Consider the following 11,869-nt stretch of genomic DNA (forward strand, 5'->3'; position numbering starts at 1 on the left):
TTTTACTTACTCAGTGACGACCTCGTTACCATTAACGATGGTCTTAATAATTTTATAATCGTGTGTGAATGCCGTCAGGTTTGCAACCATACCTGGTGCAATTTCGCCGAGCTGTTTATCCACGCCCATTGCGCGCGCCGGATAAAGGGTGGCCATACGCAGGACTTCATCAAGCGCAATCCCGCAATGTTCAACCAGGTTACGCACCCCTTCAATCATGGTTAAAGAGGAACCGCTCAGCGTACCGTTTTCATCCACACACAGTCCATTGCGGTAGTATATTGTTTTACCGGCAAAAATGAACTGCTCAATATTTGCACCTGCCGGTGCGGTGGCATCCGTCACCAGACAAAGCTTGTCACCTTTCAGCCGCTTAGCGTTGCGGATGTTGGTGTAATCGACGTGTAAGCCGTCGGCAATAATGCCGCAGTAGACGTCTGGCTCATCCAGAATCGCCCCGACCAGACCCGGTTCACGGCCTGTGATATACGGCATGGCGTTGTAAAGGTGCGTTGCGAAGGTAATGCCCGCGCGGAAACCGGCTTTCGCTTCTTTCAGCGTCGCGTTTGAGTGGCCAGCTGAAACGATAATCCCGGCACCAGCCAGTTTGCTGATGACATCCGTACCCGTCATTTCAGGCGCCAGCGTCACTTTGGTGATCACATCGGCGTTCGCACACATGTAGTCAACCAGCTCCGCATCCGGTTTACGCACGAAATTCGGGTTATGCGTTCCTTTCTTGACCATATTGAGCCATGGCCCTTCAAGGTGCAGACCCAGCGCCTGGTTAGGGTGTTTGGCCAGGTATTCGCGCATCACGCGGATACCCTGCTTCATGAGGTCATCACTGCTGGTGATGAGCGTTGGCAGATAGCTGGTGCAGCCCGATTTCTCGTTGGCTTTCTGCATGATCTCCAGCGTTTCGACCGTCACCGCATCCGCGGTGTCATTGAATTGCACACCGCCGCAGCCGTTGAGCTGTACGTCGATGAAACCGGGGGAGATTACTGCTCCATTGAGTGAGCGCTGTTCAATCTCCGGCGGCAGTTCTGCCAGCGGACAAACACGTTCAATCAGGCCATCAGCGATAACAATCGCATGGTCATCCAGAATTTCATGGCCGGTATAAATCCGACCGTGGGTTAAAGCGTACATAACGACCCCCGGTTAAAAAAAGCGGCCGCCTCTTGATGAAGAGGCGGTTATTCAATTACAGACCTTTGATGTTCTCAGCTTCTAACTCGTTGAAGTATTTCAGCGTTTTTACCTTCAGCTCCATCGTGGACGGTTCGTCGCAGACGATGACGGATTTAGGATGCAGCTGCAGGCAGCTGATGGTCCACATATGGTTAACGTTGCCTTCAACGGCAGCCTGGAGCGCCTGCGCTTTCACGCCGCCCAGCACCAGAATCATCACTTCTTCGGCATCCAGCAGGGTGCCTACGCCTACGGTCAGGGCGTATTTTGGAACCTGGTTAACATCGCCGTCAAAGAAGCGGGAGTTTGCCACGCGCGTGTCATGGGTCAGCGTTTTAATACGGGTGCGGGAAGCCAGAGATGACGCCGGTTCGTTAAACGCGATATGACCATCATTACCTACACCACCCATGAACAGGTGGATCTTACCGTAAGAACGGATTTTTTCTTCATACTGACGGCATTCTGCGTCAATATCAGGCGCGTTTCCATTCAGCAGGTTAATATTTTCAGATGGAATATCAACGTGATCAAAGAAATTACGGTGCATAAAGCTATGGTAGCTTTCCGGGTGGTCTTTCGGTAAGCCAACGTATTCATCCATATTGAAGGTCACAACATGTTTGAAGCTAACCTGGCCTGCTTTATGCATCTCAACCAGCGCCTTATAGGCGGTCAGCGGCGTGCCGCCTGTCGGAAGTCCAAGAACGAAAGGACGATCGGCGGTCGGTTTAAAGGCGTTAATACGGTTAACGATATGGCGAGCGGCCCATTTACCGACTTGTTCAGCAGTTGCCAGGGGAATCAGTCTCATTGTTCACCTCAAGAGTTTAAGTAGAAGAGTGGGCGGATGGCTATCGGGACCTGATACTTAAGCGTAACCTGGAAACTTTCAGGCCGGATCAATCCGTCTTGATTTTTTGAATGATAAAATAAGTTTTCGCTATTAGCCAGTGTAAGGGAGGGTGAATAACGATATTTGGTGACAAAAATCACAAAAAGTACGCGTTTAATTTGCGATACGAATTAATTTTTCACACACTCACAATGCCAGTGAAGCATCAACTGTATCTATAGTTCGTGACACAATAAAAAACAGAGCTGAGAACATGCCTTAAACGGGGTCTCATAGGGGGAAGAAAGTGAGTATTCTAGGTTATTTACAAAAGGTTGGCCGCGCGCTTATGGTGCCGGTCGCCACGCTGCCTGCCGCAGCCATCCTGATGGGTGTCGGCTACTGGATCGACCCCAACGGCTGGGGTAATACCAGCGCGCTGGCGGCGTTCTTTATCAAGTCAGGTTCCGCCATTATCGACAACATGTCCGTGTTGTTCGCGATTGGTGTGGCTTACGGTATGTCCAAAGACAAAGACGGCGCCGCTGCGCTGACCGGTTTTGTCGGTTTCCTCGTGTTAACCACCCTCTGCTCGCCTGCAGCGGTGGCCATGATCCAAAAAATTCCGGCGGACCAGGTTCCGGCGGCGTTCGGTAAGATCAGCAACCAGTTTGTCGGTATCCTTGTGGGTATTATTTCCGCCGAACTGTATAACCGCTTCAGCAGCGTAGAGCTGCCAAAAGCGCTCTCCTTCTTTAGCGGTCGCCGCCTGGTTCCTATCCTGACCTCGTTTGTGATGATCGTTGTTGCGTTCATCATGATGTACGTCTGGCCGATGATCTTCGACGGTCTGGTGAACTTCGGTGAGCACATCCAGAAACTGGGTTCTGTCGGTGCGGGCGTGTATGCGTTCTTCAACCGTCTGCTGATCCCGGTCGGTCTGCACCACGCGCTGAACTCCGTATTCTGGTTCGACGTTGCCGGTATTAACGATATCCCTAACTTCCTGGGTGGCGCACAGTCCATCGAAGCAGGTAAAGCGGTTGTCGGTATCACCGGTCGTTACCAGGCGGGCTTCTTCCCGATCATGATGTTTGGTCTGCCGGGTGCTGCGCTGGCTATCTACCACTGCGCGCGTCCAGAGAACAAAGCGAAAGTGCTGGGTATCATGATGGCGGGGGCGTTCGCGGCCTTCTTCACCGGTATCACCGAGCCGCTGGAGTTCTCCTTCATGTTCGTGGCGCCGGTTCTGTATGTGATCCACGCCGTGCTGACCGGTATCTCCGTGTTCATCGCTGCCAGCATGCACTGGATTGCCGGTTTCGGCTTCAGCGCCGGTCTGGTGGATATGGTGCTGTCGTCCCGTAACCCGCTGGCGACCCACTGGTGGATGCTGATCCCGCAAGGTCTGGTGTTCTTCGCGATCTACTACATGGTGTTCCGTTTCACTATCACCAAATTCAACCTGATGACCCCGGGTCGTGAACTGGCCGTGGCCGGTAGCGAAGCGGATGGTCAGGATGTGAACGTGAGCGGTGCTCAGGATCAGGACGTTTCAGGCCTGGCGCGTCAGTACATCGCCGCTGTCGGCGGCTCTGACAACCTGACCGGTATCGACGCCTGTATCACTCGTCTGCGTCTGAACGTCAAAGACTCTTCCCTGGTGAACGAAGCGCTGGCCAAACGTCTGGGTGCTTCCGGTGTTATTCGCCTGAACAAAACCAGCGTGCAGATTATCGTTGGCTTCGTGGCTGAGAAAATTGCTAACGCCATGAAAACCACCGGTCCGGTAGCCGCAGCAGAAGCTTCTGCCGCACCTGCCGCTGCGCCAGCGGCCGCAAAACCGCAGGCGGTACCGAACGCCAAAACGGTAGCCGCGCTGGTTTCACCGGTAACCGGTGAAGTCGTTGCTATTGAGCAGGTGCCTGACGAAGCCTTCGCCAGCAAAGCGGTTGGTGACGGTGTGGCGGTGAAACCAACGGAAAAAACCGTTGTGTCTCCGGCGGCCGGTACCATCGTGAAAATCTTCAACACCAACCACGCGTTCTGCCTCGAAACCGAAAATGGCGCGGAGATCGTTGTCCATATGGGTATCGATACCGTTGCGCTGAACGGTCAGGGCTTTACTCGCCTGGTGGAAGAGGGCGCTGAAGTGGTGGCCGGGCAGCCGATTCTGGAAATGGATCTGGACTTCCTGAACGCCAACGCGCGCTCCATGATAAGCCCGGTCGTTTGCAGCAACATCGACGACTTCAGTGGCCTGGTCATTCAGGCGAAAGGTCAGGTTGTTGCGGGTCAAACACCGCTGTATGAGATTAAAGGCAAGTAATCGCTCCTGAGTAGAGTCATGCCTTAAGCGGCGGGGGATATCCTCCGCCGCTTTTTTTTGCAGCAAACGCCCCCATTATTTTCATCAGATACGTATTTTCCGTAACTAAGGGTTGTCACTACGTCCGGCTTATAAGATCATACGCCGTTATACGTTGTTTACGCTTTGAGGAATCCACGATGAGTGAGGCAGAAGCCCGCCCGAGTAACTTTATTCGTCAGATCATCGATGAAGATCTGGCCAGTGGTAAGCACACCACAGTTCATACCCGTTTCCCGCCGGAGCCGAACGGCTACCTGCATATCGGGCATGCGAAGTCCATCTGCCTGAACTTTGGCATTGCGCAAGACTACCAGGGACAGTGCAACCTGCGTTTCGATGACACCAACCCAGTAAAAGAAGACATCGAATACGTTGAGTCCATCAAGAATGACGTGCAATGGCTGGGCTTCAACTGGTCTGGCGATATCTGCTACTCCTCTGACTATTTCGATCAGCTGTACGCCTACGCGGTTGAACTGATCAACAAGGGTCTGGCGTACGTTGACGAACTGTCTGCTGATGAAATCCGTGAATATCGCGGTACGCTGACCGCGCCGGGCAAAAACAGCCCGTTCCGCGATCGCAGCGTGGAAGAGAACCTGGCGCTGTTTGAAAAAATGCGTGCCGGCGGCTTCGAAGAAGGCAAAGCGTGCCTGCGTGCCAAAATCGACATGGCGTCTCCGTTCATCGTGATGCGCGATCCGGTGCTGTACCGCATTAAGTTTGCGGAACACCACCAGACCGGCAACAAGTGGTGCATCTACCCGATGTACGACTTTACCCACTGCATCAGCGATGCGCTGGAAGGCATTACGCACTCCCTGTGTACGCTGGAGTTCCAGGACAACCGTCGTCTGTACGACTGGGTTCTGGATAACATCACCATTCCTGTGCATCCACGCCAGTACGAGTTCTCTCGTCTGAATCTGGAATACACCGTGATGTCCAAGCGTAAGCTGAACCTGCTGGTGACCGACAAGCACGTTGAGGGCTGGGATGACCCGCGTATGCCAACCATCTCTGGTCTGCGCCGTCGTGGTTACACTGCAGCCTCTATTCGTGAGTTCTGCAAACGCATCGGCGTGACCAAGCAGGACAACACCATCGAGATGGCCTCCCTGGAATCCTGCATTCGCGAAGATCTCAACGAAAACGCTCCGCGCGCGATGGCCGTTATCGACCCGGTGAAGCTGGTTATCGAAAACTATCCGCAGGGTGAAAGCGAGCTGGTCTCCATGCCTAACCATCCGAACAAACCGGAAATGGGTAGCCGTGACGTGCCGTTCAGCGGTGACATCTGGATTGACCGCGCTGACTTCCGCGAAGAAGCCAACAAGCAGTACAAGCGTCTGGTGCTGGGTAAAGAAGTGCGTCTGCGTAATGCCTACGTCATCAAAGCCGAACGCGTAGAGAAAGATGCGGAAGGGAATATCACCACCATCTTCTGTTCTTATGATGCTGAAACGCTGAGCAAAGATCCGGCGGATGGCCGCAAGGTGAAAGGCGTTATTCACTGGGTAAGCGCTTCCCACGCGCTGCCAGTAGAAATTCGTCTGTACGATCGTCTGTTCAGCGTGCCTAACCCAGGTGCAGCGGAAGACTTCCTGGCGACCATCAACCCGGAATCTCTGGTGATCAAGCAGGGTTATGCGGAGCCTTCTCTGAAAGCCGCCGAAGCGGGCAAAGCGTTCCAGTTCGAACGTGAAGGTTACTTCTGCCTGGACAGCCGTTACAGCACGGCGGAAAAACCGGTATTCAACCGTACCGTAGGCCTGCGTGATACCTGGACGAAGATCGGCGAATAATATTGCTGGTCTGGTCAATGAGAGACAAACGCCGCACTATGCGGCGTTTTTTTATTTAACGATCAGGGTATTAAGACAGGGCCTAAAAAGGCGTCATAAAAATATCAGGTCAATGAGGTGCTACTTATTTTTCAAAAAAAAGTTTGTATCATTGCGGAAATTAAAAAGGTGATAAAAAAGGAAAGACTTCTCAAGTCTAGCCACTGAAATACCTGATAATTCCCCGCCATTCCTCGCCTCCTCACAAATGTTACAAAGCGCTACCAATTATGTGCACTTCGTCATAGTCCTGACTTTTGTCCGCTAAAAAGCATTGATAATTCGCGTCGCGAAAAATAACCTAAAGACGGTAGTTAATTCGAGGGTATTTAAAGCTACCCCTGACCATTTGGTCTTTTTATTTACGCCGCTTCAGGCGTTTTAATTCGTCAAAGAGGAATAATCTATGCGTACGTTCAGTGGCAAACGTAGTGCGCTGGCGCTGGCTATTGCCGGTGTGACAGCAATGTCGGGTCTGGTGGTGACACCAGAGGCGAAAGCGGCGGGCTTCATCGATGATTCTACCCTCACGGGCGGTATTTATTACTGGCAGCGTGAACGTGACCGTAAAGACATCACCGAAGACAAATACAAAACCAACCTTTCGCACTCCACCTGGAACGCCAACCTGGACTTCCAGTCAGGCTATGCCGCCGATATGTTCGGTCTGGATATTGCTGCGTTTACCGCGATTGAAATGGCGGAAAACGGCGACAGCGCCCACCCGAACGAAATTGCCTTCTCCTCCAGCAACAAAGCCTATAAAGAAGACTGGTCCGGGGATAAGAGCGGTATTAGCCTTTACAAAGCCGCTGCAAAATTTAAATACGGTCCGGTTTGGGCGCGCGGTGGTTATATTCAGCCAACCGGTCAGACCCTGTTAGCACCGCACTGGAGCTTTATGCCGGGTACCTATCAGGGTGCAGAAGCCGGGGCGAACTTTGACTACGGTGATGCGGGTGCGTTGAGCTTCTCCTATATGTGGACCAACGAGTACAAAGCGCCGTGGCACATCGAAATGGACAAGTTCTACCAGAACGATAAAAAAACCAAAGTCGATTACCTGCACTCGCTGGGCGCGAAGTACGACTTCAAAAACGATCTGGTGCTGGAAGCGGCATTTGGTCAGGCACAGGGCTATGTCGATCAGTACTTTGCTAAGGCCAGCTATAAATTCGATGTCGCGGGTAGCCCGCTGAGCACCAGCTACCAGTTCTACGGTACGCGCGATAAAGTCAGCAACGGTGGCGTCAACGACATTTATGACGGCACCGCGTGGCTGCAGGCGTTAACCTTCGGCTACAAGGTCGGTCAGGTTGATTTGCGTCTGGAAGGCACATGGGTGAAGGCGGAAGGGCAGCAGGGCTATTTCCTGCAGCGTATGACCCCGACCTACGCCTCCTCCAACGGTCGTCTTGATATCTGGTGGGATAACCGCTCAGACTTCAACGCCGACGGCGAGAAAGCGGTCTTCTTCGGCGCAATGTATGACCTGAAAAACTGGAACCTGCCTGGCTGGGCGGTGGGCGCTTCTTACGCTTACGCCTGGGACGCAAAACCTGCCGATATGGCCACGCCGGACGCATACTACGATCCCAACTATCGCCTGAAAGAGTCTTCCTACAGCCTCGATGCTATCTATACCCTGCAGGATGGCCGTGCGAAAGGCACGATGTTCAAACTGCACTTCACCCAGTATGACAACCACTCCGATATCCCGAGCTATGCGGGCGGTTACGGCAACATCTTCCAGGATGAGCGTGACGTGAAATTCATGGTTATTGCCCCATTCACCATCTTCTGATGAACGCACCGGCGGGCTGAGTCCCGCCGGCATGGAGACTGCACATGATGAAAAAAATCGTAATCGTCGCGTTGCTGGCATCAGGACTGGTGGCGTGTGCTCAGACTCAGGCGCCGAAAGAGGACTCCCGTCTGAAGGAGGCGTATAGCGCCTGCATAAATACTGCGGACGGATCGCCGGAGAAAATTCAAGCCTGTCAGAGCGTGCTGAACGTGCTGAAGAAAGAGAAAGCGCATGAGCAGTTCGCGACGCAGGAAAACGTCCGCGTGATGGATTATCAGGCCTGCATCCAGGCGCGTAAAACCGGTAACGATCAGGAAGTGGCGAAGCGTTGCGACCAGATTTGGAAAGAAATACGAAGCAATAACAGTAACTAATTCGCTGTTATTATGCCCGGTGGCTGTGCGCCACCGGGCTTTTTTTAGGCAAAAAAAAGCCAACCTTGCGGCTGGCTCAGAGTATGAATACTGATTATTTCGCGTCGTGCGCGTGGTCGTCTTCGCGGCAGTCGCCTTCAGCGCAGTGACCGTAAAGGTACAGGCTGTGGTTCGTCAGGCGGATGCCATGACGCGCCGCGATTTCACGCTGGCGCGCTTCGATGGAATCATCGCTGAATTCAATGACCTTGCCACAATCGAGGCAGATCAGGTGATCGTGGTGCTGCTGCTGGGTCAGTTCGAAAACAGATTTACCGCCTTCGAAATTATGACGGGTAACAATGCCCGCGTCATCAAACTGGTTCAGCACGCGATAGACGGTAGCCAGCCCAATCTCTTCACCCATGTCGATAAGACGTTTATAAAGGTCTTCCGCACTGACATGGTGATTGTCTGGACCCTGAAGCACTTCAAGGATTTTTAACCGAGGAAGCGTAACTTTCAGGCCAGCCTTCTTTAATGCGGTATTGTTGTCAGTCATGCGGAATCTGTCCTGTTGCTAAACGATTCACTTCTGTAGGAAGTGACAGAAAATGCACCCGGGATAATGCGTCTCATTATAGAACTGCCATGGCTAAATGAAAACTGCAAGTCTCAGGCAAAATATGCTTATAAAAACGTGGTATCACCAACAAACTTGCTCAATGGAAAACCACGTTTTATCAGGGAGACATTGTACAGGTCTGGGCGAAAAAGTTAAAAGATTGTAGCGATTAATTTAATCGGTTTGACCTGGAGCATGGGCGCAACCGCAGTTGCGCCGCGATAAAATCAGGCGTTCAGAATATCATCCAGGTGCAGTTCCTCACGGATCTGCTTCACCCATTTCTCAACGCGCTCTGCGGTCAGTTCTGGCTGACGATCTTCGTCGATGGCCAGGCCTACGAAATGATCGTCATCGGCCAGGCCTTTAGACGCTTCGAAGTGGTAACCGGCGGTCGGCCAGTGGCCTACGATAACCGCGCCGTTCGGCTCAATGATATCGCGGATGGTGCCCAGTGCGTCACAGAAGTATTCGGCGTAGTCTTCCTGATCGCCACAGCCAAACAGGGCGACCAGCTTACCGTTGAAGTCCACTTCTTCCAGCGTCGGGAAGAAATCATCCCAGTCGCATTGGGCTTCACCGTAGTACCAGGTTGGGATACCCAGCAGCAGAATGTCATAGCCTTCCAGATCTTCTTTGCTGCTCTTGGCGATGTCATGCACATCAGCAACGTCTTTACCGAGCTGTTTTTGAATGTTTTTTGCGATATTTTCGGTATTGCCGGTATCACTGCCAAAGAAAATGCCGATGATTGCCATGAGTAAAATAACCTCTTGAAACTTAATAGTATGGTGGCGCAATTCGGCCACGGATAAGGGCAATAATAGCAGAACTGGCAACCCTGCGGAAACAGCTATCGCGCAGGACTGCACTCTGTGCTACATGAAAAGGGTGAGAAAGGGGATTTTCAGACTTATGCCTGGCTGCGTAACGTCTCAAGCTGGACGAGCAACATCTCTTCAATGAGCTCGCTGCGGCTGATATTTCGCGCGTCAGCCAGCTCGTTCAGCGCGTCAACGGCGTCGGCGTTAAGCTTCAGTTCGACACGCTTAAGCCCACGATTTTTATCGCGTTTAAGCTGGTTGCGTTTATTGATACGCAGCTGTTCATCGCGCGAAAGCGGATTCGTCTTGGGTCGTCCCGGGCGACGCTCATTCGCGAACAGATCTAGTGTCGTACGGTCCGTTTGTTCTTTGGCCATGATTCTGAGACTTCGGGGGAAACACGCCGCCCTGCTAATGCCCGGGCGATAAGCGCGCCATCATACATCACCAAAAACGGCACGCCAACGACTGGAAGCCCGCAGCCTTCCAGTCGCTTTCTTTTTAATCAATTTGCAGTATCAGCAAGATAGCGGCGAATGGCGCGCAGCACAGCATCCGGTTTTTCCGCATGCACCCAGTGCCCGGCACCGGCAATCACGTGGGCGCGAGCCTGGGGGAATTGGGCCAGCAGCGTGTCGCGGTACGCGTCGGTAACGTAAGGTGAGTTTCCGCCGCGAATAAAGAGAGTAGGGTATGGCCAGGCGGGGACGGTTTCCCAGCCCACGATGTTATTGTACTGCTCCCAGAGTACCGGCACGTTAAAACGCCATTGCCCGTCAACAAACGACTTCAGCAGGAACTGCACGACGCCTTCTTCATCAAGATGCTCACGCATGACGGCAGCCGCCTGCTGGCGCGTCGCGACACCCGCTTCTGTGACCGCATTGATGGCGGCAAAAATCTCGTCGTGACGGCGGACGTCATAATCCACGGGCGCGACGTCAATTACCACCAGGCCGCTAATACGGTCCGGGGCCAGTGCCGTCAGGGCCATCACCGCTTTGCCACCCATTGAATGCCCGATGAGGGTCACCTTTTGCAGATCGTTGGCATCCAGCGTATCCAGCAGATCCTGCGCCATCGCCGCGTAGGTCATCTCGTCGGAACGCCCGGAAAGACCATGATTGCGCATATCGACCTGTAAAATATCGTGGTCGGTAACCAGATCGCGCGCCAGCACGCCCAGGTTATCCAGACTGCCAAAAAGCCCGTGAACCAGTACGATGGGAGAATTATTGTTCGGCGATTGTGCAGTTTGCGCTCGGGTATTCAATTTCATGGCAAAGTTCTTTTTTTACGTATGTCAGGTTAGGGTATCATGTTGACCATTCTGCCGCCCGGCTGCAAGGTTCCAGTTTAATCTGACTTTTGCTGCCAACCTGGTTTGACGCTATCCGCTGTTGGGATTTGACCTTATAATCCCAATGACTTGTATTCAGATAAGATATCGCACTGGATTAAGATGAAAACAATCGAAGTTGATGACGAACTCTATCAGTATATTGCCAGCCAGACGCGGCATATCGGGGAGAGCGCGTCCGACATTTTACGGCGCATGCTTAAAATTTCCGCCGCTTCACAGCCTGCTACCCCAGTCACCAAAGATGTCGTGTCTCAGCCGAGCGTTGTTGCACAAGTAAAACCTGTCGTGACGCCGGCAAAAGATAAAGTGCGCGCGATGCGCGAGCTGCTGCTCTCCGATGAATACGCGGAGCAGAAAAAGGCGGTTAACCGCTTTATGCTGGTGCTGTCTACACTTTACTCACTGGATAACAAAGCGTTTGCTGAAGCGACCGAGTCGCTTCACGGCCGTACTCGCGTCTACTTCGCGGGCGACGAGCAGACGCTGCTGCAAAATGGCAATCAAACCAAACCCAAACATGTTCCTGGCACCCCGTACTGGGTGATCACCAATACCAATACGGGCCGCAAGTGCAGCATGATTGAACACATCATGCAGTCCATGCAGTTCCCGGCGGAATTGATTGAAAAGGTTTGCGGTACAATTTAACC

Annotated in this window: 11 protein-coding genes; 5 read left to right on the plus strand and 6 right to left on the minus strand. The window is 52.8% G+C overall.

The annotated features are described in order from the left end of the window. Positions 1–6 precede the first annotated feature (6 nt). Both nagA and nagB read right to left on the minus strand, forming a co-directional pair. A complete protein-coding gene (gene nagA / locus NI40_RS05890) occupies positions 7–1,155 on the minus strand; it encodes an N-acetylglucosamine-6-phosphate deacetylase (protein ID WP_039261276.1) in 1,149 nt (382 codons plus the stop codon). Between the two features lie 55 nt (positions 1,156–1,210). After that, positions 1,211–2,011, minus strand: coding sequence for a glucosamine-6-phosphate deaminase (gene nagB, locus NI40_RS05895; RefSeq protein ID WP_023310765.1), 801 nt, complete (start codon positions 2,009–2,011; stop codon positions 1,211–1,213). Positions 2,012–2,339: 328 nt separating this feature from the next. Between nagB and nagE the strand changes: the two genes are divergently transcribed. The 4 genes from nagE (at position 2,340) to chiQ (ending at position 8,428) form a co-directional block, all read left to right on the plus strand. Beyond that, positions 2,340–4,361 carry an N-acetylglucosamine-specific PTS transporter subunit IIBC gene (nagE, locus tag NI40_RS05900; protein ID WP_024907027.1) on the plus strand — a complete coding sequence of 674 codons (2,022 nt, stop codon included), beginning with the start codon at positions 2,340–2,342 and terminating at the stop codon, positions 4,359–4,361. Positions 4,362–4,540: 179 nt separating this feature from the next. Next, on the plus strand, positions 4,541–6,208 hold the full coding sequence (gene glnS / locus NI40_RS05905; RefSeq protein WP_029740147.1) for a glutamine--tRNA ligase: 1,668 nt from the start codon (positions 4,541–4,543) through the stop codon (positions 6,206–6,208). Between the two features lie 445 nt (positions 6,209–6,653). Then, positions 6,654–8,051 (plus strand): chitoporin ChiP, encoded by a 1,398-nt coding sequence (gene chiP / locus NI40_RS05910; protein ID WP_039261281.1) that lies wholly within the window; start codon positions 6,654–6,656, stop codon positions 8,049–8,051. 47 nt (positions 8,052–8,098) lie between these two features. Beyond that, positions 8,099–8,428 (plus strand): ChiQ/YbfN family lipoprotein, encoded by a 330-nt coding sequence (chiQ, locus tag NI40_RS05915; protein WP_039262113.1) that lies wholly within the window; start codon positions 8,099–8,101, stop codon positions 8,426–8,428. Positions 8,429–8,522: 94 nt separating this feature from the next. Here the strand turns inward: chiQ and fur are convergent, their stop codons facing one another. From fur to ybfF, 4 genes are all read right to left on the minus strand, one after another. Beyond that, entirely contained in the window at positions 8,523–8,969 is a 447-nt protein-coding gene (fur, locus tag NI40_RS05920; RefSeq protein WP_014169146.1) for a ferric iron uptake transcriptional regulator, read from the minus strand. Positions 8,970–9,259: 290 nt separating this feature from the next. Then, the gene (gene fldA / locus NI40_RS05925) at positions 9,260–9,790 is read right to left on the minus strand and encodes a flavodoxin FldA (RefSeq protein ID WP_008501067.1); all 531 of its coding nucleotides are present in this window, start codon (positions 9,788–9,790) and stop codon (positions 9,260–9,262) included. A gap of 155 nt (positions 9,791–9,945) precedes the next feature. Continuing rightward, positions 9,946–10,233 carry a LexA regulated protein gene (ybfE, locus tag NI40_RS05930; protein WP_028019455.1) on the minus strand — a complete coding sequence of 96 codons (288 nt, stop codon included), beginning with the start codon at positions 10,231–10,233 and terminating at the stop codon, positions 9,946–9,948. Between the two features lie 128 nt (positions 10,234–10,361). Further along, positions 10,362–11,135, minus strand: a complete 774-nt coding sequence (gene ybfF / locus NI40_RS05935; RefSeq protein ID WP_039261286.1) for an esterase — start codon at positions 11,133–11,135, stop codon at positions 10,362–10,364. 183 nt (positions 11,136–11,318) lie between these two features. Between ybfF and seqA the strand changes: the two genes are divergently transcribed. Further along, a complete protein-coding gene (gene seqA / locus NI40_RS05940; RefSeq protein ID WP_039261288.1) occupies positions 11,319–11,867 on the plus strand; it encodes a replication initiation negative regulator SeqA in 549 nt (182 codons plus the stop codon). Positions 11,868–11,869: the final 2 nt, after the last annotated feature.

The organism is Enterobacter sp. E20, assembly GCF_000801755.2.
Classification (GTDB): domain Bacteria; phylum Pseudomonadota; class Gammaproteobacteria; order Enterobacterales; family Enterobacteriaceae; genus Enterobacter; species Enterobacter asburiae_B.

Bases quoted from the DNA above. Each gene is read 5' to 3' on its own strand.
- nagA (WP_039261276.1), bottom strand. From the start codon at position 1,155: ATGTACGCTTTAACCCACGGTCGGATTTATACCGGCCATGAAATTCTG.
- nagB (WP_023310765.1), bottom strand. From the start codon at position 2,011: ATGAGACTGATTCCCCTGGCAACTGCTGAACAAGTCGGTAAATGGGCC.
- glnS (WP_029740147.1), top strand. From the start codon at position 4,541: ATGAGTGAGGCAGAAGCCCGCCCGAGTAACTTTATTCGTCAGATCATC.
- chiP (WP_039261281.1), top strand. From the start codon at position 6,654: ATGCGTACGTTCAGTGGCAAACGTAGTGCGCTGGCGCTGGCTATTGCC.
- chiQ (WP_039262113.1), top strand. From the start codon at position 8,099: ATGAAAAAAATCGTAATCGTCGCGTTGCTGGCATCAGGACTGGTGGCG.
- fur (WP_014169146.1), bottom strand. From the start codon at position 8,969: ATGACTGACAACAATACCGCATTAAAGAAGGCTGGCCTGAAAGTTACG.
- fldA (WP_008501067.1), bottom strand. From the start codon at position 9,790: ATGGCAATCATCGGCATTTTCTTTGGCAGTGATACCGGCAATACCGAA.
- ybfE (WP_028019455.1), bottom strand. From the start codon at position 10,233: ATGGCCAAAGAACAAACGGACCGTACGACACTAGATCTGTTCGCGAAT.
- ybfF (WP_039261286.1), bottom strand. From the start codon at position 11,135: ATGAAATTGAATACCCGAGCGCAAACTGCACAATCGCCGAACAATAAT.
- seqA (WP_039261288.1), top strand. From the start codon at position 11,319: ATGAAAACAATCGAAGTTGATGACGAACTCTATCAGTATATTGCCAGC.